At 64.3% G+C, this 25,675-nt stretch carries 24 protein-coding genes; 15 read left to right on the forward strand and 9 right to left on the reverse strand.

Annotated features, from left to right (window positions below; translation table 11 throughout):
- Positions 1-360: 360 nt before the first annotated feature.
- The 7 genes from ACLEJW_RS19115 to ACLEJW_RS19145 all read left to right on the forward strand — a co-directional run bounded on the left by ACLEJW_RS19115 (position 361) and on the right by ACLEJW_RS19145 (position 7,823).
- Positions 361-1,476: a branched-chain amino acid ABC transporter substrate-binding protein gene (locus ACLEJW_RS19115; protein WP_313301942.1), complete on the forward strand. Its 1,116-nt coding sequence runs from the start codon at positions 361-363 to the stop codon at positions 1,474-1,476.
- A 186-nt stretch (positions 1,477-1,662) separates the two neighbouring features.
- Positions 1,663-2,586, forward strand: a complete 924-nt coding sequence (livH, locus tag ACLEJW_RS19120) for a high-affinity branched-chain amino acid ABC transporter permease LivH (protein WP_145187715.1) — start codon at positions 1,663-1,665, stop codon at positions 2,584-2,586.
- A complete protein-coding gene (locus tag ACLEJW_RS19125) occupies positions 2,583-3,839 on the forward strand; it encodes a high-affinity branched-chain amino acid ABC transporter permease LivM (RefSeq protein WP_145187718.1) in 1,257 nt (418 codons plus the stop codon). The genes livH and ACLEJW_RS19125 overlap by 4 nt, the downstream gene beginning before the upstream one ends.
- Positions 3,836-4,603: a high-affinity branched-chain amino acid ABC transporter ATP-binding protein LivG gene (gene livG / locus ACLEJW_RS19130; RefSeq protein ID WP_145187721.1), complete on the forward strand. Its 768-nt coding sequence runs from the start codon at positions 3,836-3,838 to the stop codon at positions 4,601-4,603. Before ACLEJW_RS19125 ends, livG begins: the two co-directional genes overlap by 4 nt.
- On the forward strand, positions 4,604-5,305 hold the full coding sequence (locus ACLEJW_RS19135) for an ABC transporter ATP-binding protein (RefSeq protein WP_145187724.1): 702 nt from the start codon (positions 4,604-4,606) through the stop codon (positions 5,303-5,305). It begins immediately after the preceding gene.
- 132 nt (positions 5,306-5,437) lie between these two features.
- Entirely contained in the window at positions 5,438-6,112 is a 675-nt protein-coding gene (locus tag ACLEJW_RS19140; RefSeq protein WP_145187727.1) for a COG3650 family protein, read from the forward strand.
- Between the two features lie 103 nt (positions 6,113-6,215).
- Complete coding sequence (locus ACLEJW_RS19145; protein ID WP_145187730.1) at positions 6,216-7,823, forward strand: NAD(P)/FAD-dependent oxidoreductase; 1,608 nt, start codon at positions 6,216-6,218, stop codon at positions 7,821-7,823.
- 59 nt (positions 7,824-7,882) lie between these two features.
- Here ACLEJW_RS19145 and ACLEJW_RS19150 read toward each other — a convergent pair whose 3' ends face one another.
- The 6 genes from ACLEJW_RS19150 to dinG all read right to left on the reverse strand — a co-directional run bounded on the left by ACLEJW_RS19150 (position 7,883) and on the right by dinG (position 16,021).
- Entirely contained in the window at positions 7,883-8,347 is a 465-nt protein-coding gene (locus tag ACLEJW_RS19150) for a glycine zipper 2TM domain-containing protein (RefSeq protein ID WP_145187733.1), read from the reverse strand.
- A 197-nt stretch (positions 8,348-8,544) separates the two neighbouring features.
- Positions 8,545-9,192, reverse strand: coding sequence for a pyridoxamine 5'-phosphate oxidase (gene pdxH / locus ACLEJW_RS19155; protein ID WP_313300624.1), 648 nt, complete (start codon positions 9,190-9,192; stop codon positions 8,545-8,547).
- 19 nt (positions 9,193-9,211) lie between these two features.
- Complete coding sequence (locus tag ACLEJW_RS19160) at positions 9,212-10,213, reverse strand: OmpA family protein (protein WP_145187739.1); 1,002 nt, start codon at positions 10,211-10,213, stop codon at positions 9,212-9,214.
- A 98-nt stretch (positions 10,214-10,311) separates the two neighbouring features.
- Complete coding sequence (locus ACLEJW_RS19165) at positions 10,312-11,457, reverse strand: serine hydrolase domain-containing protein (protein ID WP_145187742.1); 1,146 nt, start codon at positions 11,455-11,457, stop codon at positions 10,312-10,314.
- Between the two features lie 101 nt (positions 11,458-11,558).
- Complete coding sequence (locus tag ACLEJW_RS19170) at positions 11,559-13,796, reverse strand: beta-agarase (protein WP_440778052.1); 2,238 nt, start codon at positions 13,794-13,796, stop codon at positions 11,559-11,561.
- 80 nt (positions 13,797-13,876) lie between these two features.
- Entirely contained in the window at positions 13,877-16,021 is a 2,145-nt protein-coding gene (gene dinG / locus ACLEJW_RS19175) for an ATP-dependent DNA helicase DinG (protein ID WP_145187748.1), read from the reverse strand.
- 98 nt (positions 16,022-16,119) lie between these two features.
- Here dinG and ACLEJW_RS19180 point away from each other — a divergent pair, with 98 nt between their 5' ends.
- Positions 16,120-16,584 carry a CopD family protein gene (locus tag ACLEJW_RS19180; RefSeq protein WP_313300612.1) on the forward strand — a complete coding sequence of 155 codons (465 nt, stop codon included), beginning with the start codon at positions 16,120-16,122 and terminating at the stop codon, positions 16,582-16,584.
- A gap of 48 nt (positions 16,585-16,632) precedes the next feature.
- Here the strand turns inward: ACLEJW_RS19180 and ACLEJW_RS19185 are convergent, their stop codons facing one another.
- The 3 genes from ACLEJW_RS19185 to ACLEJW_RS19195 form a co-directional block, all read right to left on the reverse strand.
- A complete protein-coding gene (locus ACLEJW_RS19185; protein ID WP_145187753.1) occupies positions 16,633-17,391 on the reverse strand; it encodes a collagen-like protein in 759 nt (252 codons plus the stop codon).
- Complete coding sequence (locus ACLEJW_RS19190; protein ID WP_145187756.1) at positions 17,384-17,659, reverse strand: DUF1145 domain-containing protein; 276 nt, start codon at positions 17,657-17,659, stop codon at positions 17,384-17,386. Before ACLEJW_RS19190 ends, ACLEJW_RS19185 begins: the two co-directional genes overlap by 8 nt.
- A gap of 138 nt (positions 17,660-17,797) precedes the next feature.
- Positions 17,798-18,496, reverse strand: coding sequence for an OmpA family protein (locus ACLEJW_RS19195; RefSeq protein WP_145187759.1), 699 nt, complete (start codon positions 18,494-18,496; stop codon positions 17,798-17,800).
- 158 nt (positions 18,497-18,654) lie between these two features.
- Here ACLEJW_RS19195 and ACLEJW_RS19200 point away from each other — a divergent pair, with 158 nt between their 5' ends.
- From ACLEJW_RS19200 to ACLEJW_RS19230, 7 genes are all read left to right on the forward strand, one after another.
- Positions 18,655-19,149, forward strand: a complete 495-nt coding sequence (locus tag ACLEJW_RS19200; RefSeq protein ID WP_440778053.1) for a DUF6231 family protein — start codon at positions 18,655-18,657, stop codon at positions 19,147-19,149.
- A 2-nt stretch (positions 19,150-19,151) separates the two neighbouring features.
- Positions 19,152-19,628, forward strand: a complete 477-nt coding sequence (locus ACLEJW_RS19205; protein WP_440778054.1) for a YchJ family protein — start codon at positions 19,152-19,154, stop codon at positions 19,626-19,628.
- Positions 19,629-19,630: 2 nt separating this feature from the next.
- Positions 19,631-20,107 (forward strand): LEA type 2 family protein, encoded by a 477-nt coding sequence (locus ACLEJW_RS19210; protein WP_313644484.1) that lies wholly within the window; start codon positions 19,631-19,633, stop codon positions 20,105-20,107.
- 7 nt (positions 20,108-20,114) lie between these two features.
- Positions 20,115-20,312 carry an SEC-C metal-binding domain-containing protein gene (locus ACLEJW_RS19215; protein ID WP_145187771.1) on the forward strand — a complete coding sequence of 66 codons (198 nt, stop codon included), beginning with the start codon at positions 20,115-20,117 and terminating at the stop codon, positions 20,310-20,312.
- Positions 20,313-20,427: 115 nt separating this feature from the next.
- Positions 20,428-22,869, forward strand: a complete 2,442-nt coding sequence (locus ACLEJW_RS19220) for a penicillin acylase family protein (RefSeq protein WP_313300596.1) — start codon at positions 20,428-20,430, stop codon at positions 22,867-22,869.
- Positions 22,870-22,953: 84 nt separating this feature from the next.
- On the forward strand, positions 22,954-23,970 hold the full coding sequence (locus ACLEJW_RS19225) for a ligase-associated DNA damage response exonuclease (RefSeq protein WP_145187776.1): 1,017 nt from the start codon (positions 22,954-22,956) through the stop codon (positions 23,968-23,970).
- A complete protein-coding gene (locus tag ACLEJW_RS19230) occupies positions 23,967-25,625 on the forward strand; it encodes an ATP-dependent DNA ligase (RefSeq protein WP_440778055.1) in 1,659 nt (552 codons plus the stop codon). The genes ACLEJW_RS19225 and ACLEJW_RS19230 overlap by 4 nt, the downstream gene beginning before the upstream one ends.
- Positions 25,626-25,675 lie beyond the last annotated feature (50 nt).

Raw genomic sequence — 25,675 nt, forward strand, 5'->3', positions numbered from 1 at the left:
GGGTCTTTATCCGCAAAAATAGCCAATGAAAAAAGGTCGGCATTTTTGCAGAAAAACCCGGTTTCAAATATGTAATTTGGTCGATTGGCCCCGAACTTGTGGGGTGGGGCCGTAGATGCAGGCAAAGTGATGGCGCTTTTCTGTATCTTTCTGTCGATCATGCGACAACCCGCGATCTAGGCACTTTTTGCCGGCTTTTCAAGCGCGCAGACAGCGCTCTACACTGTACCGGTACAGTTCCGGGACATGTTCCGGGGGAAGGTGGGCATGCAGCGTGGCGTGACCATGCCGCAAATCCCGCCCAGTCTGTAGCCCTGGCCGCCAGGACTATAAGAATTACAACAGAATGAGTGGAGCACTATGATCAAGATTTCCAAGCTGTTCGCCGCAATGGTACTGGCCGGGGTAGCCAGCCATTCGTTTGCCGCCGATACCATCAAGATCGGGATCGCAGGTCCCAAGACCGGTCCTGTGACCCAGTACGGCGACATGCAGTTCATCGGCGCCAAGCAAGCCATCAAGGACATCAACGCCAAGGGCGGCGTCGATGGCAAAATGCTCGAAGCCAAGGAATACGACGACGCCTGCGACCCTAAACAGGCCGTGGCGGTCGCCAACAAAGTGGTCAACGATGGCGTCAAGTTCGTGATTGGCCACCTGTGCTCCAGCTCTACTCAGCCTGCGTCCGACATCTACGAAGACGAAGGCGTGATCATGATCACCCCCGCCGCCACCTCGCCGGAAATCACCTCCCGCGGCTACAAGCTGATCTTCCGCACCATCGGTCTGGACAGCGCCCAAGGCCCGGCTGCCGGCAACTACATCGCCGACCACGTAAAACCGAAGGTCGTTGCCGTTCTGCACGACAAGCAGCAATACGGTGAAGGCATCGCCACCGCGGTCAAGCAAACCCTGGAGAAGAAAGGCACCAAGGTTGCGGTCTTCGAAGGCCTGAACGCCGGTGACAAGGACTTCTCCTCGATCATCCAGAAGCTCAAGCAGAACAACGTCGACTTCGTCTACTACGGCGGCTACCACCCAGAGCTGGGCCTGATCCTGCGCCAAGCCCAGGAAAAAGGCCTGAAAGCCAAGTTCATGGGCCCGGAAGGCGTGGGTAACGACTCCATTTCGCAGATCGCCCAGAACGCCTCCGAAGGCCTGCTGGTGACCCTGCCCAAGTCGTTCGATGCCGATCCGGAAAACAAGGCCATCGTCGACGCCATCAAAGCCGATGGCAAGGACCCAAGCGGCCCGTTCGTGTTCCCGGCCTATTCTGCTGTGGAGCTGATCGCCAAAGGCATCGAAGCGGCCAAGTCCGAAGACACCGACAAGGTGGCCGAGGCCATTCACAAGGGCTCGTTCAAGACCCCGACCGGCACCCTGTCGTACGACGAGAAAGGCGACCTGAAAGACTTCAAGTTCGTGGTCTACGAATGGCACTTCGGCAAGCCGAAGACCGAAGTCTCCCCTCAGTAACTGCGTGACTAATAGCTGACCGTTGAAGCCCACTGTGCGAGCAGTGGGCTTTGTTTTACGAGGTTCATGGGCCTGATCCCCGCGATCCGGGGGCGTGCCCACCTGAAAATCTTAAAACCGTCACCCGCGGTTTCCTGGCCGTACCCCTGCCAGCGAAATGCAAATCAGGTTTTTAGGAGCGCTGTAATGCCTGAGATCTACCATTTCTTCCAACAACTGGTTAATGGATTGACCATCGGCAGCACCTACGCCTTGATCGCCATTGGCTACACCATGGTGTACGGCATCATCGGCATGATCAACTTCGCCCACGGCGAGGTCTACATGATCGGTTCCTACGTGGCCTTCATCGCCTTGGCAGGCCTGGCCATGATGGGTATCCACTCGTTACCGATCCTGATGACCGTCGCCTTCGTCGCGACGATCTGCGTCACCAGTGCCTACGGCTACAGCATCGAACGGGTTGCCTACCGCCCCTTGCGCAACAGCAACCGGCTGATCCCGCTGATTTCCGCTATCGGCATGTCGATCTTCCTGCAGAACACGGTCTTGCTCTCGCAAGACTCCAAGGACAAGTCCATCCCCAACCTGATCCCTGGCAGCTTCTCGTTCGGGCCAGGCGGCGCCGAGGAGGTCCTGGTCAGCTACATGCAGATCCTGGTCTTCGTGGTCACGCTGGTAGCCATGACCTGCCTCACCCTGTTCATCTCCCGTTCCCGCCTCGGGCGCGCCTGCCGTGCCTGCGCCGAGGACATCAAGATGGCCAACCTGCTGGGCATCAACACCAACAACATCATCGCCCTCACCTTCGTCATCGGCGCCGCATTGGCTGCGGTGGCGGCCGTGCTGCTGAGCATGCAGTACGGCGTGATCAACCCCAACGCCGGCTTCCTGGTGGGCCTGAAGGCCTTCACCGCGGCGGTACTGGGCGGCATCGGCAGCATTCCGGGCGCCATGCTCGGCGGGCTGGTGCTGGGCGTGGCCGAGGCCTTCGGCGCCGACATCTTCGGCGACCAGTACAAGGATGTGGTGGCATTCGGCTTGTTGGTTCTTGTCTTGCTGTTCCGGCCGACCGGCATTCTCGGCCGCCCGGAGGTTGAAAAAGTATGAACAGAAATCTCAAACAGGCGTTCTTCAGCGCCTTGCTGGTCTGGGCCGTGGCATTTCCGGTGCTGGGCCTGAAGCTGAGCATCGATGGCATCAGCCTTGTGGTGCACAGCCAAGGTTCGTTCACCATCAGCATCATCGCCGTGTGTTCGGTATTGATGTTCCTGCGCGTGCTCTTCGACCGCCAGTGGAATGCGGTGATGGGCCGCCGTTCGGATCGCAAGCTGATCCCGCCGGCTGTCAGCAACTACCTGACCCTGCCGAAAACCCAGCGTTACGTGATCATGGGCCTGATCGTCGCCGCCTTGGTGTGGCCGTTTTTCGGCTCACGTGGGGCGGTCGACATCGCCACGCTGATCCTGATCTACGTGCTGCTGGGCTTGGGCTTGAACATCGTGGTGGGGCTGGCCGGCCTGCTCGACCTGGGTTATGTCGGCTTCTACGCCGTTGGCGCCTACAGCTACGCGATGCTCTCGCATTATCTGGGCTGGAGTTTTTGGGTCTGCCTGCCGATCGCGGGCCTCATGGCGGCGACCTTCGGTTTCCTCCTCGGCTTCCCGGTACTGCGCTTGCGTGGAGACTACCTGGCGATCGTGACCTTGGGCTTTGGCGAGATCATCCGCCTGTTCCTGCGCAACCTCACCGACTGGACCGGCGGCCCCAACGGCATCAGCAACATCCCCAAGCCAGAGCTGTTCGGCCTGACCTTCGAACGTCGCGCAGCCGAAGGCATGCAGACCTTCCATGAGTTCTTCGGGCTGCCTTACAACTCGATCAACAAGGTCATCTTCCTTTACCTGGTCGCCCTGCTCCTGGCACTGCTGGCGTTGTTCGTCATCAACCGCCTGCTGCGCATGCCGATCGGCCGGGCGTGGGAAGCGCTGCGCGAAGACGAGATCGCCTGCCGTGCCTTGGGACTGAACCCCACCGTGATCAAGCTCTCGGCGTTCACCTTGGGCGCCGCCTTCGCAGGTTTTGCCGGCAGCTTCTTCGCCGCTCGCCAAGGCCTGGTGACGCCTGAGTCGTTCACCTTCATCGAGTCGGCGATCATCCTCGCCATCGTGGTCCTGGGCGGCATGGGTTCTCAATTGGGCGTGATTCTGGCGGCCATCGTGATGATCTTGTTGCCTGAGTTGATGCGTGAGTTCAGCGAATACCGCATGTTGATGTTCGGTGCGCTGATGGTGTTGATGATGATCTGGCGTCCGCAAGGCCTGCTGCCTATGCAACGTCCTCACCTGGAGCTGCGTCGATGAGCCGCGAAATTCTGCAAGTCAGCGGCCTGAGCATGCGCTTCGGCGGCTTGTTGGCGGTCAACGGCGTCGCCCTGACCGTCAAGGAAAAACAGGTCGTGGCGCTGATCGGCCCCAACGGTGCCGGCAAGACCACGGTGTTCAACTGCCTGACCGGCTTCTACAAGCCAAGCGGCGGCACCATCCTGCTGGACGGTCAGCCGATCCAAGGCTTGGCGGGCCATCAGATCGCCCGCAAGGGCGTGGTGCGCACGTTCCAGAACGTGCGCCTGTTCAAGGAAATGACCGCGCTGGAAAACTTGCTGATCGCTCAGCACCGCCACCTGAACACCAACTTCTTCGCTGGCCTGTTCAAGACCCCAGGGTTCCGCCGCAGCGAACAAGAAGCGATGGAGCGCGCGCAGTATTGGCTGGATAAGGTCAACCTGACCGAGTTCGCCAACCGTACTGCCGGCACCTTGGCCTACGGCCAGCAACGACGCCTGGAAATCGCCCGCTGCATGATGACCCAGCCGCGCATCATCATGCTCGACGAACCGGCTGCGGGCCTGAACCCCAAGGAAACCGAGGACCTCAAGGCGCTGATTGGCTACCTGCGCGAGTCGCACAACGTCACCGTGCTGCTGATCGAGCACGACATGAAGCTGGTGATGAGCATCTCCGACCACATCGTCGTGATCAACCAGGGCACGCCGCTGGCCCATGGCACGCCGGAGGAGATTCGCGACAACCCTGATGTGATCAAAGCCTACCTGGGGGAAGCGTAAATGCTGAAGTTCGAGAACGTTTCCACTTTCTACGGCAAGATCCAGGCATTGCACAGCGTCAACGTGGAAATCAACCAGGGCGAGATCGTCACCCTCATCGGTGCCAACGGCGCCGGCAAGTCGACCCTGCTGATGACGCTGTGCGGCTCGCCGCAGGCGCACAGCGGTAGCATCAAGTACCTGGGCGAAGAGCTGGTGGGCCAGCCGTCGTCGCACATCATGCGCAAGAGCATCGCCGTGGTGCCCGAAGGCCGCCGTGTGTTCGCCCGCCTGACGGTGGAAGAAAACCTGGCCATGGGTGGCTTTTTCACCGACAAGGGCGACTACGAAGCGCAGCTGGACAAGGTCCTGCAGCTGTTCCCGCGCCTCAAGGAGCGCTACATCCAGCGTGGCGGCACCATGTCTGGTGGCGAGCAGCAAATGCTGGCGATCGGCCGCGCCCTGATGAGCAAACCCAAGCTGCTGCTGCTCGACGAGCCTTCGCTGGGCCTGGCACCGATCATCATCCAGCAGATCTTCGACATCATCGAGCAACTGCGCCGCGATGGCGTGACGGTGTTCCTGGTCGAGCAAAATGCCAACCAGGCGTTGAAGATCGCCGACCGGGCCTACGTGCTGGAAAACGGCCGGGTGGTGATGCAGGGGACCGGTGAAGCGCTGCTGACCGACCCCAAGGTGCGCGACGCCTACCTGGGCGGCTGAATGAGCAAAGGGCCTACGGGCCCTTTTCTCTTTGCGCGAGGCAAGCCGTACCGCGCCAGCAAACACTTGTGATACCCGCTCACCCTGCGTAACGTGGCCAGCTCTTTGAACCCGATTTGCGGAGCCCGCCCGATGCGCCTCACCCCTACCCTGCTGCTCAGCGCCTTGTTGCCTTTTTTCGCTGGCTGCCAGCTGCTGGCCGAGCAGCCCCGTGATCCGAACATCGGCACCACGCGCATGCAGGGCGAGCTCAGCGCCGGGGGTGGCCGACTGCTGTTCAAGCCGTGCAGCGAAGCGCGACGTTTCGTGATCAATGACGTAGCCGCCACGGGCATCCTGCAAGAGTCGGCAAGCCTGGCCAAGGACGCCAATGCCAAGCTGTTTGCCGATGTCCGTGGCCGTCTGACCGGTGCCAAGCAGGCCGACAACGACGGTCAGCTCGAGGTCAGCCGCCTGTACCGTCTGGAGCCATCGCGCCAGGGTTGCGACGACCCCAACTTCAAGCAACTGACCCTGCGTGCCGACGGTCATGCGCCTGAGTGGCAGGTGCAGGCCAGTGGCCGGGGCATGGTGCTCGATCGCGCGGGCAAGGAGCCGCTGCCGTTGCCGTTTCTCGAGGAAGAGGTCCCAGGCGGCGGTCTGACCCTGAGCAGCGAAGCCAACGGCCAACACGTCGAATTGTGGGTCGCCCCGCAGCGCTGCGTCGATGCCGCCAGCGGCGCCGTGCGCCATCTGCGCGCCGAACTGCGCATCGATGGTCAGACCCTGCACGGCTGCGGCTACTACGGCGGTGCCCGCGACAACTGATGGCCGGGCGCTTTTATCCTGCCAGTCAGGGTGGCTAACAGCTTATACTTGGCGGTTTGTGTAAAGCCGCCGGCCGCCCATGGCCGGGATATTGGACCCTGTCATGCTACGAATCACCGAACTCAAGCTGCCCCTGGACCATCCCGACGAGGCCCTGCGTGAAGCCATCGTCCAGCGCCTGGGCATCGACGACGCGCAACTGCTGAGCTTCAACCTGTTCAAGCGCAGCTACGATGCGCGCAAGAAGAACAGCGAACTGTTGTTCATCTATACCATCGACCTGCACGCCAGCAACGAAGCCGAGCTGCTGCGCAAGTTCGCCGACGATCGCAATATCGGCGTGGCGCCGGACGTAACCTACAAATACGTCGGCCAGGCGCCGGCCGATCTACAGGAGCGTCCTATCGTGGTCGGCCTCGGCCCGTGCGGAATCTTCGCCGGCTTGCTGCTGGCGCAGATGGGCTTCAAGCCGATCATCCTCGAGCGTGGCAAGGAAGTGCGCCAGCGCACCAAGGACACCTGGGGTCTGTGGCGCAAGAGTGTGCTCAACCCCGAATCCAACGTGCAGTTCGGCGAAGGCGGCGCCGGAACCTTCTCCGATGGCAAGCTCTACAGCCAGATCAAGGACCCAAACCACCACGGGCGCAAGGTGCTGGAAGAGTTCGTCAAGGCCGGCGCGCCGGACGAGATTCTCTACATCAACAAACCCCATATCGGCACCTTCCGCCTGACTGGCATGGTCGAGCAGATGCGTCAGGACATGATCGCTTTGGGTGCTGAAGTACGCTTCGAGGCGAAGGTCACCGACCTGCTCAGCGATAATGGCCAACTGACCGGCGTGGTGCTCGAAAGCGGTGAGCAACTGCATTCGCGCCACGTGGTCCTGGCATTGGGCCACAGTGCCCGCGATACCTTCCGCATGCTCCACGCCCGGGGCGTGTACATGGAAGCCAAGCCGTTCTCGGTGGGCTTTCGCATCGAGCATCCGCAGTCATTGATCGACAAGGCGCGCCTGGGCAAGTATGCCGGGCACCCGAAACTCGGTGCGGCCGACTACAAGTTGGTGTATCACGCCAAGAACGGTCGCTCGGTCTACAGCTTCTGCATGTGCCCAGGCGGCACCGTAGTGGCCGCCACCAGCGAGCCAGGGCGTGTGGTCACCAACGGCATGAGCCAGTACTCGCGTAACGAACGCAACGCCAACTCCGGCATCGTCGTGGGCATCGACCCGGAGCGCGATTATCCGGGCGGGCCGCTGGCCGGTATCGAGTTGCAGGAGCGCCTGGAAGCCCATGCCTATGTCATGGGCGGTAGCAACTACCAGGCGCCGGCACAGCTGGTGGGCGACTTCGTCGCAGGTCGGCCGACGACCGCCTTGGGCAGCGTCGAGCCATCCTACAAACCGGGTGTCACTTTGGGCGATCTGGCGCCGGCGCTGCCCGACTTCGCCATCGAGGCAATCCGTGAGGCACTGCCGGCTTTCGACCGGCAGATCAAGGGCTACAACCTGCACGATGCAGTGCTGACCGGAATCGAGACGCGTACCTCCTCGCCCCTGCGCATCACCCGTGGCGCCGACTTGCAGAGCTTGAACATGAAGGGCCTGTTCCCGGCCGGTGAGGGTGCCGGTTACGCCGGTGGCATTCTATCGGCGGGCGTGGATGGCATCCGCATTGCCGAAGCCGTGGCGCGCGATATCCTCGGTCTCTGAGACACCCATTAAAAAACCCCGAAGCGGCCACGCCGCTTCGGGGTTTTTATGGCTGAGGATCAGTGGGTGACGCGGCTGGTGCCGTCGACGGTCATGATTCGGACCCGCTCGCCAACGCGGAAGATTTCATTCTCTTGGACAGCCTGTACATAGGAACGCATGCTGCCGTCATCTTCGCGCACGGTAATCTCGACACCTTGGGTGCGGGTGATGCCTTCTTCGGCTGCAGACCCTGCCAGGCCGCCAGCCAAGGCTCCGATCACCGCAGCCACCACACTGCCACGGCCACCGCCGACGGCGCTGCCGGCGACACCACCGACAATGGCACCGGCGCCACCGCCGATTGGGGTCTTGGTACCCTCGATCTTGACCGGGCGCAGGGATTCGATGGTCCCCATGCGCACGGTTTGCACGCGGCGGGCCTCATCACGGGAGTAGCTGTCGCCGGTCAGGCTCGAGGCACAGCCGCCCAGCAGTAGCGACGCAGTGGTAAAGGTCGCCACCAGCAAAGCAGATTTACGCATGGGTACGGTCTCCAAAAGGTTATGTGTCCATTAGACGCTTCGTGCTGCGCGCTGTCACGACGCACATGTAATAAAAATGATTTCGTTCAGCGCCGGTACAGGCACCTTTCAGGCTAAGACAAGCGCTGGCCGCCGATTGCTGCATCGCCCGGCCCGGTATCAAGAAAAAGGGCCGCAGTGCGGCCCTTGTGCAAGCATCACGGCGCCAGCCGTTCCCGCTGCCATTGGCCGTCGACCAAGCGGTAGTTGAGGCGATCGTGCAGGCGGCTTGGCCGGCCCTGCCAGAACTCGATGCGCTCCGGCAGCAGGCGGTAGCCGCCCCAATGCTCCGGGCAGTGAGGCTGGGTGTCGCTGAAACGTGCCTCGGTGGCCTTGACCATGCCCTCGAGTTCTTCGCGGCTGGCAATCACCTGGCTTTGAGGCGAAGCCCAGGCACCCAGGCGGCTGCCCAAGGGGCGCACCTGGTAGTATTCGTCCGATTCCCGGGCGCTGACCTTCTCCACCCGGCCTTCGATACGCACCTGCCGCTCCAATGCTGGCCAAAAGAAAGTCATCGCCGCGAACGGGTTGGCCTCCAATTGTTGGCCCTTGGCGCTGTCGTAGTTGGTGAAGAAGGTGAAACCGCGCGCGTCCAGACCCTTGAGCAGCAACACCCGGCAGTGCGGGCGACCGTCGGCATCGACGGTGGCCAGGGTCAGGGCGTTGGCCTCCACCGGCGGCTGCTCGGTTTTCACCGCATCGCCGAACCACTGCTGGAACAACGCGAACGGCTCATCCGGGGCCTGGGTTTCGGCCAGGCCATCTCGGGTGTAGTCGCGGCGCATATCGGCCAGGGATTGGGTCATGACTGCGTTTCCTTGACGATCAGTTGGTCTTCGCAGGGCTGTTGGCAGCTACTTTCTTGTCGGCGGCGGCAGCCTTCTTGGCGGCAGGCTTGGCCGGCGCCGCTTTTTTCTTGGCGCTGGCCTTGGCGGTGGTCTTGGCCGCAGGCTTGGTCGCAGCTTTTTTCGCAGCCGGCTTGGCTGCGGCTTTGGCAGCAGGCTTGGCCACAGGTGCGGCTGCGGCAGCCGGTGCCTTGCTGTCCTGCACGGCAACCATCGACGCTGGCGCCGACACCGGAACGGCGCGCTGGTATTTGGCCATCAATGCGAGCATGGTGTTCTGCGGCGTCAGCAGCATTTCCACGCGGCGGTTGAGCGAGCGACCTTCTGGGCTGTCATTGGCCGCACGCGGCATTTCCGAACCCATGCCCTTGAGCGACAGGCGATCACGCTGCAGGCCGCTGAGGCGGAAGATGGCCGAAACCGACGCTGCACGCTCCAGGCTGAGCTTCTGATTCAAAGCTGCAGCGCCACTGGTATCGGCGTGGCCAAGCACCAGCACGGCGGTCTTGTTGTCGCCCTCGACAGCCTTGGCGACCCGGGTGATCGGGCCGAGGGTCATGGGCAGCAACATGTTCGGGCGGTCGGGGTTGTAGGAGCTGTCCACTGGAATGGTCACGACCAGTACGTTGTCGCGGCGCTCCACCTCAAGCTTGCTGTCCTTGACCGCTTCACGCAGCTTCGGCTCGTACTGGTCGAGCCAGGCTTGAGTGGCCTTTTCATCGATCTTCGGTACAGCGGGTGCCTGGGCCTGTTTCTCTTCATTGCCGAATGGCCACCACCAGCGGCTGGCGCTCTCGGACTTGGCGTCGGCCTTGGCGACCTTCTCGGTGACCGCCTCTTTCACTTCCTTGTCGGCGACCTTGTCCGAACCGAATGGCCACCAGCTGCTGACGCCTTCGTTGGCGGCATCCTGGGAATGGCTGGCGCAGCCGGTCATGGCGGCCAAGCACAGGGCAAGAGCTAAGGTTTTATGTGAAGACATCAGCGATACACCATGAAATTGAAAGAGATTTTGCCCAGGCAACCAGGCGTTGGTATTGAGGATAGTCAAAGGGTTCGCGTAATACCCGCATTACCCGATCAAAGGCAAGTCCCCAGCACGCGCACCAGCTGCTGGGCGCGCGGGTCCATGAGCACATAAGGGCCGAGGGTGTTGACCACGAAGCCGAATGCGACATCGCGCTCAGGGTCGGCAAACCCCACCGAGCCGCCCGCGCCAGGATGCCCGAACGCGCGGGCGCCGAGGCCAAAGGTGGCATTGGCGACCTCGGGCTGATCGAGCATGCAACCGAGGCCAAAGCGGGTCTGGGTCAACAAGGTGCGATCCTGGCCGAGGCTGTGCTCGCGGGTCAACTCATCGAGCAGTTCGGACTCCAGCAGGCTGCCGTCGAGCAGACCGGCATAGAAACCGGCGAGGCTACGTGCATTGCCATGGCCGTTGGCCGCTGGCTGCTCCATGCGCCGCCACTCAGGCTTGTTGGTGCTGGTAAGGATCGCTGGCGGGTTGGTGAAGGCACGGGTAGACAGCGCTTCGGGCTCGCGCAGGGTGACCTGCAGCAGGCGCTGGGCGGCCGCATCCCCAAGGTTGCCCTTGCCGCGCGCGATATGCGCGACCCGATGGAACTGCTCGTCGGCCAGGCCGACGTGAAAGTCCAAGCCCAATGGCCGGGCCGTACGGTCGACGATCGACTGCCCAGGGCTGCGGCCGTCGGCCCGCCGGATCAACTCGCCGATCAGCCAGCCATAGGTGATGGCGGCATAGCCATGCTCGGTGCCAGGCGTCCACCACGGAGTTTCGGCGGCCAGGGCATCGACCATGGCCTGCCAGTCATACAACGCCTCGGCCGGCAGCAGCTCGCGGATCGCCGGCAACCCGGCGCGATGGCTGAGCAACTGGCGCAGGGTGACGTGTTGTTTGCCAGCTTGGGCGAATTCGGGCCAGTAGTGGGCTACCGGTACGTCCAATGCCAACTTGCCCTCGCCGACCAGCTGCAGCGCCGTGACGGCGGTGAAGGGCTTGGTGCAGGAGAACAGGTTGGCGATGGTGTCGCTGTGCCAGGCGTGCTGAGCGTCCTTGTCGGCGCTGCCGGCCCACAGATCGAGCACAGTCTGCCCACCGACCTGAACACACAGCGCGGCGCCGCGCTCCTGGGGATCTTCGAACAATGCGGCGAAGGCGTCGCGTACCGCTTCGAACTGCAGCTCGTAATGGCCCTGGATCTGCACCCGCTATTCTCCATACGACATGGCTGAAAAGGGGTGCATTGTTTCAGTAGTTGGCTGTTTTGCAAACTGGCTGTCGCTCGATGGTCGCCAACTGCCGAGCGTCAAGGGGCCTTTGGCTCAAGCTTCTTACGCAATTGCCCAAGCAACTGCACATTATGCTTGCGCACAGCCTCGACGAAGCCTGGGTACGGCACATCGGTAATCGCCACCAGCCCCAGGTGACCGTTCTCGCCGTCGAGCAGACGCCCACTGGCCGGCTGGTCGAGGTACTGGAACCAGTGCGCACCGACGATCACCGGTTGGGCCAGGGCCGCGTCGAGAAAATTGCCATAGGCCGGCCCGCGCTGCTCTTCCCGGGCGACTTCCACCGGGCCAGGCCAGAACGGCCCGCGGTCGCGCGAACCGAACTGAAACTCCGACACCAACACCGGTTTGTCCAGCTCGGCCAGGCGAGCGAAGTCGTAGCCATCTTCGGGCTTGAGGGTATAGAAGTTGAAACTCAGGACATCGCAGAACTCGGCGCACGCCTTCACCGCTTCCGGGGTACTCACGGCGTAGCGTCCGCCGAGCAGCAGGTGGTTGGGCGCATGCCAGTTCAGCGCATCGGCGATGGTCTTGAAGTAGGTTTCGGCAAATACCTGCTGGAAGTACTGATAATCACGCTCGATCTCCGGGTGCTGCGGGTCGGGCAGCGGCGCTTCGAAGCCTGGATCTTCCATGAGCTCCCAGGCCGGCAGCTCGATGCCCCAGGCCTTGGACAGGCCCTCCTGATTGCGGTACTTGTCGCGCAGCTGCTTGAGAAAGGCGCGCTTGGCCGGCACGTCGGTGGTCAGGCGCAGGGTGCCATAGGCCAGGCCATAGCGGGCTTTGGGATCGTTACCGGGGGCGGCCCAGGCCAGTTCGTTGTCGGCGAAGTAACCGATTAACCACGGGTCGTCGCGGTGGTCACGCGCGGCGATGGCAACGGCGCGCTCGGTGGCCATGGCAAAGCGCGGGTCGAACGGATCGGGCATGCGCCCCCACCAGTCCATGCCGGTGCTGATGCTGGCATAGTCGCCCACGATTGACAGCGGCAAGGTATAGGGCATGCGCCGCGCTTGACCCAGGGCCGGGTCGCTCCAGTTGCCGAGGGTGTTGAAGCCCCAGGCCTGAAGGCGATCCAGGGTATGCGCCTGCCAGCGGGCTGCATCGAGCATCGGGGTGGGGCACGGCGCTGCAGCCTGCCCTTCGACCGCAGGCGCGCACGGCGTGCCGTGACTGCGTTGAAGGTTCGCGGCATAGAAGTCGAACCAGCGGCCCTGCTTGAAGGCACGTCCCTGCGAGGAGGCATTGCCATCGTCATTGTTGCCCTGGCCATAGAATGCCGACAGCGCATCGCCTTCTGCAGGCAAGGCCTGGAACATGGCTTCGCGCCCGGCGACATAGGTGCGCCCGCCATCGGCGGCGACGGCATTGACGCCCAGCGAGAAAAACGGATGGCCTTCCGGCGTCACCAGGTACCAACGGCCGTCGCGCTTGTGGGTGCGGAAGAACCCTTTGGCTTCGAAAGCCGGCCCGGCCACCACGCCGCCGTAGCTGTCCAGGCGCAACTGCTGGCGCTCGGCAAGCCAGCCCTTGAGCTGCTGCTGATCGCGCAGCTCCGCCGCCTTGAGCTGCTCGTCGCTGGTGATCTTCTCCGGCCAGCGGCCTCGGGAGAACTGGCCGTAGGCGTCGATCAAGTCGCGATAAGCGGCTTGATAAGCCTGGTCGTCATCCTGAATGCCGACTTTCTCGATCAACAGGTTCTGTGCAACGTTCGGATTCGCAATGCTCAGGCTGACCGAAGCCACCTGCTTGAGGTCCAGTGCCCCAGCGCTGCTGGTCAGCAGCACCCGCTGCCCCTGGTGCATCCAAGGCATTGGCGGCCCCGCACGCATGCCTTGGCTCAGCGGCGACATGGCCTTGAGCGGCACCATGACGGTTTGCGCAGGGCCTGCCGGCAGGTCGACGCGGCTGGTGAGGCTGCGGCCATCGCTGCCGAGCACCGTGACATCGACGGTCAAGGCCCAGTCCTGGGCGCTCTGCATGCGCAGGGTCAGAAACTGCCCAGCCGACCAGTCCCATACGCCGGCCTGCGGGCTCAGGCGCAAGGTCGGGCGTTCGACAGGGTTGAACACCACGCGCCTGAGCACTTCGCCCTCGGCCGTCTGCTCCGCATTGTACTGGGGCATGCCGCTGTTCTCGGTTGCCACGCTGACCTGCGAAGTTGGGCGCACGAAGCTGAACAGCGTCTGTTGCCCAGCCAGCGACGGCGTGCTGAACAACAAGGTGAGTACCACGGGCAAGCTGCGGCGGATCATAGGGCTGGGGCTCTCCTTCCGGACCCTCATGAGCCCGCGACTGAGTATGGACAACAGGCCGGCGCATCGTGCGCCGGCCGTCAGGAAATCTCTCGCCGGAACGGCGGTAGCGCGTTGAGAATAGCTTTGCCATAGCGCTGAGTGACCAGACGCCGGTCGAGCAAGGTGATGACGCCGCGGTCCTGCTCGGTACGCAGCAACCGTCCGCACGCCTGGATCAGGCGCAGGGAGGCGTCGGGCACGGCAATTTCCATGAACGGGTTGCCGCCTCGCGCCTCGATCCATTCGGCCAATGCCGCCTCGACCGGGTCATCGGGCACGGCGAAGGGGATCTTGGCGATCACCACGTGTTCGCAGTAGGCACCGGGTAGATCGACACCTTCGGCGAAGCTGGCCAGGCCGAACAGCACGCTGTGCTGCCCATCGTCGACCCGGGCCTTGTGCTTGTTCAAGGTTTCCTGCTTGGACAGATTGCCCTGGATGAGCACCAGCTTGCGCCAGTCGCGGTCCAGGCCGTCGAACACCTCTTGCATCTGCTTGCGCGAAGAGAACAGCACCAGCGCGCCGCGAGCATCTTCGACGATGTTCGGCAGCTCGCGGATGATCGCGGCGGTGTGCGCCGCTGCATCACGCGGATCGGCCTTGAGGTCCGGAACCCGCAGCAGCCCGGCATCGCCGTGCACGAACGGGCTGGGTACCACGCAGGTTACGGCATCGCGCGGCAACCCCGAGCGCATGCGGAAACGGTCGAACTTGCCCAGTGCGGTCAAGGTTGCGGAGGTCACCAATGCGCCATGGGCGACGCTCCAGAGGCTGCGCCGCAGCATTTCGGCGGCCAGGATGGGGCTTGCGTTGACTTCGATGTCGAACAGCGCGCCGCTCTCGGCCAGGGTCAGCCAGCGCGCCATGGGCGGGCTGTCCTGCGGGTCCTCGGCGGTAAAGGCGGTCCACAGCTCCCAATTGCCCTGGGCGCGGGTCACCAGGCTGCCGAACAGCGGGTACCATTCTTCGGCCTGGTGGCTGGCGATGCCGATGTTGACCTCGCCATCCATGCCCTCCTTGAGCAGGTCAGCCAGCCGGGTGAACAGGTCATTGAGGCGGGCGAAGCCTTTCTTGAGTTCGATGCCGACTTCGCGGATCTGCTCCGGCACCACGCCGCCTTCGAAACGGTAGCGTGGCCGCTCACGGCCCTCGGTATCTTCGCTTGGACGAAAATCGGCGACTTGCTCGCACAGGGTGAACATGAATTGCTGCTGGGTACGCACCTCGCGGGCCAGCTCAGGTACCTGCTCGATGTACTTGCCCAGGTCGCCCGGCAGTGGGTGCTGGGCCAGCAGCTTGGTGAGGTTCTTGGCGGTTTGCTCGAGCCAATCGGCCGTCGAGCGCAGGCGGGAATAGTGGGCGAAGTGGCCGATGGCCTTGTCGGGCAGGTGATGACCTTCGTCGAACACGTAGACCGTGTCGCGCGGATCGGGCAGCACGGCGCCGCCGCCCAGGGCCAGGTCGGCCAGGACCATGTCATGGTTGGTGACGATCACATCGACCTTGCCCATGCCTTCGCGGGCCTTGTAGAACACGCACTGTTGGAAATTCGGGCAATGGCGGCCCGTGCACTGGCTATGGTCGGTGGTAAGGCGCGCCCAATCCTGGTCGTCGATGGCCTCTGACCAGCTGTCACGATCACCGTCCCAACGGTTGCCGGCGAGCTTCTCGATCATGCTGTTGAAAAGCTTCTGGCTGCGCTCGTCGACCTCGATGTGAAAGCCCTCTTCCTCGAACAGCTGAGCGGTAGCCGATTGCGCATGGCCCTCCTGCAGCAGGATGTCGAGCTTGGACAGGCACAGGTAACGGCCGCGACCCTTGGCCAGGGCGAAGCTGAAATTCAGGCCGCTGTTGCGCATCAGGTCGGGCAAGTCCTTGAAGACGATCTGCTCCTGCAGGGCCACGGTCGCAGTCGCGATCACCAGGCGTTTGCCGGCAGCCTTGGCCGCTGGAATCGCGGCCATGCTGTAGGCGACCGTCTTGCCGGTACCGGTGCCCGCTTCCACCGCGACCACCGCAGGCTCACCGCTGCGGCGACCTTCGTCGTCGCAGGCGATGTCGCCGAGCACCTTGGCCACTTCGGCGATCATCAGGCGCTGGCCGTAGCGTGGCTTGAGGCTCTTGGCTTCGAGAAAACGCGAGTAGGCGCCCTGGATGGTGGCTTTGAGTTCGTTGCTGATCATGGTCTGCAGGCGCCCGTAGGGCTGGATATATTTTCAGTGTTGCGCATGGGGCGGCTATCATACCCCGCTATTGCCCATTGTGCCGCATGGAGATCCGGATGCTTGCCTTTGCCTTGCCTTACACACTGCATGTTCTTGCCGCCCTGGTGTGGGTGGGCGGCATGTTCTTCGCCTGGCTGGTGCTGCGTCCGGCAACGGTTTCAGCGCTGGAGGGGCCCGCGCGGCTACGCCTGTGGCTGGAAGTTTTCCGACGCTTCTTCGTCTGGGTCTGGCTGGCCGTGGCGATTTTGGCGATCAGTGGTATTGGCATGCTGCACCTGCGCTTCAGCGGCTTCGAAACCGCGCCCAGGTACGTGCAGGTGATGATCGGTGGGGCGATCGCCATGTTCGCGCTGTTCATGCGCATCCAGGCCTTGTTGCTGCCAGAGCTGAAGGCGGCGGTGCAGGCCGAGAACTGGCCGGCCGCAGCCGCGGCGTTGGCGCGGATTCGGCGCCTGGTGGGCGCCAACTTGTTGCTGGGCCTGGCCATCGTCGCCGTGGCCAGTGCCCGCCTGCCGATCTGATCGAACGTTGACCCCGAACGCCCGGCACGCCGCGCTCGGAGTGAAGCCTCACAAGCGTTGCAGGATCAGCTCACCTTGAGCGCCAGCCAGCCCGGGCTGGCCCTCCTGACCCGGCCGGCCATTGGCGCCTTTGTCGGTACGGTAGACCAGGCAACCCTTGCTCGCCCCGCCCTTGCCCGCCTTGCCGGCCGCGCCGGGCTTGCCGGGCGCACCGCCGTCCAGGCGCACGACGATGCGCTCTTCGGGAAAGTCTCGGGGCACATGCAGGCGGATTCGCCCGCCGGGTGCGCCGTCATGCCCATTGCCGCCGTCGTCGCCATTGGCTCCACGGCTTGCCTGGCCCCAGGTGCAGCCACCAGCCTGGCCATTGGCACCATCCAGACCGACGTAGCCCGGCGCTCCGGCGCCGCCTCGGGCATCGATGGCCAGGCGCTCGGCGTCCAGTTCGGCCAGCGTCAGTTCAAGGCTGCGCCCTGAGCGCGCCGCCCGTTCGTAGCTGCCTGCAGCGCCAGGCGCGCTGATTTCGCTACCCTCGCCCAGCACCGCACGGCGCACGTCGATGGCCAAGGCCGACTCGGCGGGGGCAATGGCAATGCGTGCTTCACGGCCCAAGTGCAGGTCATCGATCTTCAGCTCGGTCAGGCTGGCCGGCAACAGCAAGGTCGCCGAGTCTGCCACGCGCAGCTGCTCAAGGTGCACGCTGGCCGACTTGCTCGGCAAGCGCAGCATCGAATGCGGAGCGACTTCCAGGCTCTGAGCCAGCACCTGCGGGGCCACGAACAGCGCCAGCAACATCATCTTACGCATGGCGAGGCGCCTCCTGCGGACGGGGAATGGACATGACATGAAAGATACCGGTAAGCAGAATCTGCAAACGGTCGAACCACCGATGGCTGCGCCCGCGCAAGCTGGTGTTGAACAACAGCACTTCGAGCAGATGCAGGCCGAACACGAAGACGCCTACGGCATTGATCAACAGATTCAGCGGCAACGGTTGCGGCATGAGCAGATTGAACAGCACCACCCCCCAGAACGCCACCGTCAGGACCTTGCCCAGGCCCAGGATGAATTTCATGCCCTGCTCCCCTTGTGTCTATTTATAGTTATCCCGGCGTACCCGCTGCAGCGAGCGACCCAGCCAACACTACCTACTCGGCCAGGCCTTCGCCAGTCGAACACGCGCCTGCAAGAGGGTGACGCAGGCGCTTGCGGCTCAACGCTGGATCTTGATCTCGGTGCGACGGTTCATGGCGCGTCCTTCGGCGGTGGCGTTGTCGGCCACTGGCTGGGTTTCGCCGGCCCCCATGACCGAGACGAAGCTGGCGCGCGGGACGCCGCTTTCGATCAGATAGCGGGTCACCGACTGGGCACGGCGCTCTGAGAGCTTCTGGTTGTAGCTATCGGAACCGACGCTGTCGGTGTGGCCGGTCACGCTCAGGCGGGCGCTGGGCGCTTCCTGTTTCAAGCGCGTGGCGACGCTGCTCAGGCGTTCGCGGTCGGCAGGCGTGAGCCCGGCTGAGTTGAATTCGAAGTGCACGTCGCGAATGACGATGACTTCCTCCTTGACCACCACCACTTCCTCGACCACCGCCACTTCCTCGACCTGCGGCGGGCAACCGTTGGCATCGACCTGCACCCCGCGCGGCGTGCCAGGGCACTTGTCGCGGCTGTCCGGTACGCCGTCGCCATCCTCGTCACCGTCGCCATGCGCCCAGCAGTAGCCCGCGGCCAGACCACCGCCGAGCAAGGCGCCCCAACCGGCCCAGCTGGTACTTTCGAAGGCACCCAGGGCGGCGCCGCCGACACCCCCGACGGCAGCGCACTTCGGCCAGTCGGTCTTTTGCAGACCGGCACAACCGGTCAGCACACTGCTGAATAGAACCAAGGGTAACGCTGCGCGTACTATGCTCATATTCTCAGTCTCTCCATGGGAATCGGCGTCAGGCCGATCCCTGCCAGTAAAGACCGCGTCGTCCATCCCTGCCAGCAATGCGCCATGACGCTGCGAGCGGCCTCTATGCCGGCGGCCCGCAGCCCGCTAGTCTTGCAGCACCTGAACGAGGAATGGCAATGACCGATGGTTCTTCCCAGCGCACGCCGCAGCAAGCCTTGGCTGCTCTGCTCGAGCGCTTCACCCCGCAACGCCTGCTGCTGGTGGGCACACGTTTCCCTGCCCTGGAGGCCTTTGCCCAGGCCCACCCGCAGGTGATCATCGAAACCTGCGCACCAGGCCCTCTGCCACCGGCGCTGGCCGCGCAGCGCTTCGACCTGGCGCTGCTGGTCGACTGCCTCGAGCATCTGCCCAAGCGCACCGGCCTGCACCTGCTGGGCGGCATTCGCAACCTCAATGCCAGCCGGGTCGCAGTGCTGGCCGACCTGCCCGTCTGCGGCTGGCACGACACCGATTTCTTCGCCCTGGCGTTGTCGGCCAGCGAGAAATTCAGCCGAGGCGAGCAGGTCCTGAGCTTGTTCACCTATGATCTACATGATTACAAGCAGGTCCCCGACTGGCTCAACGCCAAGTTTTGGGCCAACCCTGAAAACTTCGGCAAGTACTGGTGGTGATGATGAGTGTCTCGGTTTGCCCTTGTGGCAGCGGCAACCTGCTGGACGCCTGCTGCGGGCACTACCATGCCGGTACGCCGGCGCCTGATGCGCAGACACTGATGCGCTCGCGCTACAGCGCCTACGTATTGGGACTGGTCGACTACCTGGTCGGCACCACCCTGCCCGCGCAGCAAGCCGCACTGGACAGCGCCGCCATGGCAGCCTGGAGCGCCCAGAGCACCTGGCTGGGCCTTGAGGTGGAGAGCGCCGAGGTCTTGGGCGGCCAACCCGAACATGGCTTCGTGACCTTCACTGCGCGCTGGCACGATGCGCACGGCGACCATCAGCACCGCGAGCGCTCAGCCTTCGTGCAACACGCGGGGCGTTGGTACTTCATCGACCCCACGGTCACCCTGCGCGCCGGGCGCAACGATCCCTGCCCCTGCGCCAGTGGGCAGAAATTCAAGAAATGCTGCGCCAGCTACGTCGGTAACTGACGATGATCGCCGCCGCCCGCCTGCTGCTGCTTGCTGCCCTGCTAGCGGGGCTCGCCGGCTGCGCGAGTTGGGGTGGGGACGACTGGCGCCCGCCCGAGGTGCACCTGACACGTGTTGAAACGGTCAAGGCGCGGCTGCTGCAGCAGGAATTTCTCTTGCACCTGCGTATCGACAACCCAGACGACAGCCGCCTGTTCATTCGCAACCTCACCTACTCGGTGTGGCTGGGCGATGTGCTGCTGGCCGAGGACGAGGTCAGCCTGTGGCGCAGTGTCGGCGCGCACGCCCGACGCACCTTCAAGATCACCGCGCGGACCAACCTGTGGCGCCAGCTCAAGCCGCTGGCCAAGTTGCTCAAAAGCGACGCGCCGTTGCACTACCGCCTGCAGGGTGAACTGCGCAGCGGTTTGATCATCCATCGGGACCTGCATATCACGCGCAGTGGTGAGATAATCCCCGGCACTTTCATACCGGAGTGACCCTGCAATGACCCAGCAACCCCATGTTCATGGCCCCGACTGCAACCATGGTCACGATCATGACCACGATCACGGCCATGTCCACGGCCCGCACTGCAACCACGGCCACCAGGAACCGGTGCGCAACGCCCTGAAGGACGTCGGCCGCAACGATCCGTGCCCATGCGGCAGCCAGAAGAAGTTCAAGAAGTGCCACGGCGCCTGATCGCCACGCCTTGAGCCGGTCAGGCGCGCGGCCTGATCGGCGCCTGACCGTGGCTGCATGCTACCTTTACCCCTCTGCCCCCTATTCCTCGCCACGCCCCCCAGGAGCCTTCGTCATGGCCGCCCCCGTGCTTCCACCTTTCCGCCTGCGGTTCACCGCCGCCGCTACGCTGCTCGGCATGCTCGGGCTTGCCGGCTGCCAGACCGGCGGCGTGCGGGACAGTGTGCCGCCGACCACCGGCGTGCAAGCGCTCAAGGGGCTGGCGCAGAACGTTTCGGTACGGCGCAATGCGCTGGGCGCGCCACTGATCGAAAGCAGCAACTTCCATGATGCGCTGTTCAGCCTGGGTTACGTGCATGCCAGCGATCGCCTGGAACAGATGGTCGCCATGCGCCTGCTGGCCCAGGGCCGGCTCGCCGAACTTGCCGGCAGTCAGGCGCTGCCCATCGACCGCCTGATGCGTGCAGCCAACCTCAAGCAACGCGCAGCCCAGCAGTACGCCGATGCCTCGCCGCGCCTCAAGCGCTTCTTCGAGGTCTACGCCCGCGGGGTCAATGCCTACCTGTTCCGCTACCGCGACCGGCTGCCGGGCGAGCTGGCCAGCAGCGGCTACCGACCCGAGTACTGGAAAGCCGAAGATTCGGCGCTGATCTTCAGCCTGTACGCTTTCAGCCAATCGGTGAATGTGCACGAAGAGCTCAGCGCCCTGGTCCTGGCGCAGCAGGTGGGCAGCGATAAGCTGGCCTGGCTGCTGCCCGGCGCCCCGGATGAACCGCTGGCCGATGCCGAGCCAGAAAAACTCAAGGGCCTGAACCTGGCCCGTCAGTTGCCCGGGCTGAGCGAGCTGGCCGCAGCCAGCCAGCAGTTGGCCGATCTGGGCCTGCTCGGCAGCCCAGGCTCGGCCAACCTGGCGCTCGGCCCGCAGCGCAGCCGCAGCGGCAAAAGCCTGCTGGCCAGCGACAGCCGTGCCAGCTGGGCGCTGAGCCCGGTGCAGATCCACACTGCCAGATATCAGGTCGCCGGGCTGTCACTGCCGGGCTTGCCCATCGTGCTGGCCGGCTATAACGGCAAGCTGGCCTGGAGCAGCAGCGCGGTCATGGCAGACAACCAGGACCTGTACCTGGAGCAACTGCGCCATGCCGGCAACCAGGTCAGTTACCTGGCCGACGGCAAGTGGTTGGCCGCGCGCGCGCGCAACGAAACCTTCCTGGTCCGCGGTCAGCGTCCGCAGCGTGAGGTCATGTACGACACCCGTCACGGCACCCTGCTGGGCGACACCCGGGGCGCCAGCCTGGGCTTGGCCCTGAGCCTGCCGCAGCTGCAAGGCGAGCGCAGCCTCGACGCCTTGTTCGACCTGACCCGCGCGCAGAATCTCGAGCGCGCTTTCGACAGCACGCGCGAGGTCGCCAGCGCAGCGTTGAATTTCGTCTTCGCCGAACCTGAGCACATCGGCTGGCAGGTCAGCGGCCGTTACCCCAACCGCCGCGAAGGCCAGGGCCTGCTGCCCTCACCTGGCTGGGACGGGCGCTATGACTGGGACGGCTATGCCGACCCCATGCTGCACCCGTACGATCAGGATCCGCCGGCTGGCTGGATCGGCCACGCCAACCAGCGCAGCTTGCCACGCGGCTATGGCATGCAGCTGTCGAGCACGTGGTATTACCCCGAGCGCGCCGAGCGTCTTGGCCAGTTGGCTGGCAATGGCCGGCACGACAGCCGCAGCCTGATGGCGCTGCAGAACGACCAGGTGACATTGCTGGCCGGCAAGCTCAAGCAGATGTTCAACGCCCCCGGCATGGCCGGCCCGCTCGACCAGGCCATCGCCGCTCTGGCGCCAGCCCAGCGGGACAAGGCCCGCGAAGCCCTGGCGCGGTTGCAGGCCTTCGATGGGCGCCTGAGCCCGACGTCAGCCGATGCCGCGCTGTACGAACTGTTCCTGCAAGAGGTGACGCGCCAGACCTTCCTCGATGACCTGGGCCCGGCCTCAAGTCCGGCCTGGCGGGCCTTCGTCGGCAATGCACGGCTGTCGTATTCGGCCCAGGCCGACCATCTGCTCGGCCGCGATGACAGCCCGTTCTGGGACGATCGCAGCACGCCGCACAAAGAAGACAAGCCGACCATCCTCGCCCGCAGCCTGGCCGGCGCCATCGACACCGGCAGCGCCTTGCTGGGCGCTGACCGCCGCGCCTGGCAGTGGGGCACGCTGCACCAGTACCGATGGCCAGCGCCGAGCTACCACGGCTTGGGCGATGCACTGCGCCGTGCACCGATCGCTACCGGTGGCGACTTCAGCACCTTGGCCATGACCCCCTACGCGTGGGGCAATGACTTCGACACCTACCTGCCTGCCTCGGCACGCATGATCGTCGACTTCGGCCAGGCCGAGCCGTTGCAGGTGCTGACCAGCAGCGGCCAGTCCGGCAATCCGGACAGTGGTCATTACCAGGACGCCCTGGATGCCTGGTTCAAGGGTCGGTTCATGAGCCTGCCGCTGCAACCGCAGCACTTCGCCAAGGCCTACGGCAACCAGCGCCTGACCTTGGTGCCGGGGCGCTAAGCGACCCGCCGCGCGCATCGCAGCCGAACTTCCGCTGTCCATGGCGGCTCCTAACTGGTAATCCCGACCAGCACAGGCACCGCCATGGACCTTGTGATCGCCCGCCCCGAAGGCCTGTACTGCCCACCCGGCGACTTCTACATCGACCCTTGGCGCCCGGTCGACCGCGCGGTGATCACCCATGGTCACGGCGACCATGCCCGTACCGGTAATCGCCATTACCTCACCGCCGCCCCAGGCGCCGGCATCCTGCGCAGTCGCCTGGGCCAGGACATCGACCTGCAGACCTTGGCCTATGGCGAACGCATCCAGCACCACGGCGTCACCTTGAGCCTGCACCCGGCCGGTCATGTGCTGGGCTCGGCGCAGGTGCGCCTGGAATATCAAGGTGAGGTCTGGGTCGCGTCCGGCGACTACAAGGTCGAACCCGATGGCACCTGCGCCGCCTTCGAGCCGGTGCGCTGCCATACCTTCATCACCGAATCGACCTTCGGCTTGCCGATCTACCGCTGGCCGAGCCAGGCCGAGATCTTCGCCGGGATCAACCAGTGGTGGCGCAGCAACCGTGACCAGGGCAAGGCCAGCGTGCTGTTCTGCTACGCCTTCGGCAAAGCTCAGCGCATCCTGCATGGTCTGGACCCGGACATCGGCCCGATCCTGGTCCATGGCGCCGTCGAGCCACTGAACCGGGTATACCGCGAAGGCGGCGTGTACTTGCCGCAAACCCGCTATGCCGGCGATGTAGCGCGCAACGACCCGCTCATGCGCCAGGCCCTGGTCCTGGCGCCGCCGTCCGCTGGCGGCAGCAGCTGGATGCGCCGCTTCGGCGATTACAGCGATGCCTTCGCCAGCGGCTGGATGTTGCTGCGCGGCACGCGGCGCCGGCGCGGTGTCGATCGCGGTTTCGTGCTGTCCGACCATGCCGACTGGCCAGGCCTGCTGTGGGCCATCCGAGAGACTGAAGCGCAGCGGGTGATGGTGACCCATGGCTCGGTCAACGTGCTGGTGCGCTACCTCACCGAACTGGGCCTGGATGCCCGCGCCTTCGTCACCGAATATGGCGACGAAGACGACACTCACTCAACGCAGGCCGACGCATGAAAGCCTTTGCCCAGCTCTACCTGCGCCTGGACGCCACCACCTCGAGCAACGCCAAGCTGCAAGCCTTGCGCGACTACTTCGCCAGCGCGCCGGCGGCCGACGCGGCCTGGGCGGTGTACTTCCTCGCCGGCGGCCGCCCGCGCCAGTTGGTCCCGACCCGCGTACTGCGCGAGCTGGCCACAGCGATGGCGGGCTTGCCGGAATGGTTGTTCGAGGAAAGCTATCAGGCCGTCGGCGACCTGGCCGAGGCCATCTCCCTGCTGCTGCCGGAATCGGCGCATGCCAGCGACGAGGGCCTGGCGCACTGGGTCGAGGTGCACCTGCTGCCACTGCGTGGGCTGCCGGCCGAGGAGATCCAGCAACGCTTGCCCCAGCTCTGGGCGCAACTGGATCGCCCCAGCCTGATGCTGTGCTTGAAACTGATCACCGGCAGCTTCCGCGTTGGCGTGTCCAAGTTGCTGGTCACCCGCGCCCTGGCGCAACTGGCGGAGCTGGACGCCAAACGTGTGGCGCAACGGCTGGTCGGCTACACCGACATCAGCCACCGGCCGACAGCCGCCAGCTATCAGAAGCTGATTGCCGAGGAGTCGGCGGACGAGCACAGCCAGCGCGGTGGCCAGCCCTACCCATTCTTTCTCGCCCACGCCCTGCAAGCACCGACCGAGCAATTCGATACCTTGCTGGGCCCGCCCAGCAATTGGCAGATCGAATGGAAATGGGATGGCATCCGCGCCCAGGTGGTCAAGCGCGAGGGTCAGCTGTGGATCTGGTCCCGTGGCGAGGAGCTGGTGACCGATCGCTTTCCCGAACTGCACGGCATGGCCGAAAGCCTGCCCGACGGCGTAGTGATCGATGGCGAGATCCTGGTCTGGAAGCCCGGCGCCGATGCCGCCAAGCCCGCCGTTCAGCCATTCGCCCTGCTGCAGCAACGCATCGGCCGCAAGACCCTCGGCAAGAAGGTCCTGGCCGATGCCCCGGTGGTGCTGCAGGCCTACGACTTGCTGGAGTGGCAAGGCGAGGATTGGCGCAACCGTGCCCAGCATGAACGCCGCGCGCAGCTGGAGCGGCTGGTGCAGGCGCATCCCCTGGCCCCCTTGTTGCTGTCGCCGCTGTTGGAGGGTGACAGCTGGGAGGCCTTGGCCGAACAGCGTGAACAGTCGCGCAACCTGGGCGTCGAAGGGTTGATGCTCAAGCAACGCGACGCCCTGTACGGCGTGGGCCGCACCAAGGACATGGGCCTGTGGTGGAAATGGAAGATCGACCCGTTCAGTGTCGATGCCGTGCTGATCTATGCGCAGCGCGGTCATGGCCGCCGGGCCAGCCTGTACAGCGACTACACCTTCGCCGTGTGGAATGCGCCCCCCGGCACGCCCGATCGGGCCTTGGTCCCCTTCGCCAAAGCCTATTCGGGCCTGAGCGATGCCGAGATGCGCAAGGTCGATGCGATCGTGCGCAAGACCACCGTGGAAACCTTCGGGCCGGTGCGCAGTGTCACGCCAACCTTGGTCTTCGAGCTGGGTTTCGAGGGTATCGCGCTGTCCAAACGGCACAAGAGCGGCATTGCCGTGCGCTTCCCGCGCATGCTGCGCTGGCGTCTGGACAAGCCTGTGGACGAGGCTGACGACCTGGCCACCTTGCAGGCGCTGCTGGCCTGAAGAGCAGGCGAAAACGGGCAAACTATGCTTCTATCTGTGGGCCGACACGT

The sequence above is a fragment of the Pseudomonas sp. SMSB3 genome, assembly GCF_052041965.1.
Taxonomy (GTDB): domain Bacteria; phylum Pseudomonadota; class Gammaproteobacteria; order Pseudomonadales; family Pseudomonadaceae; genus Aquipseudomonas.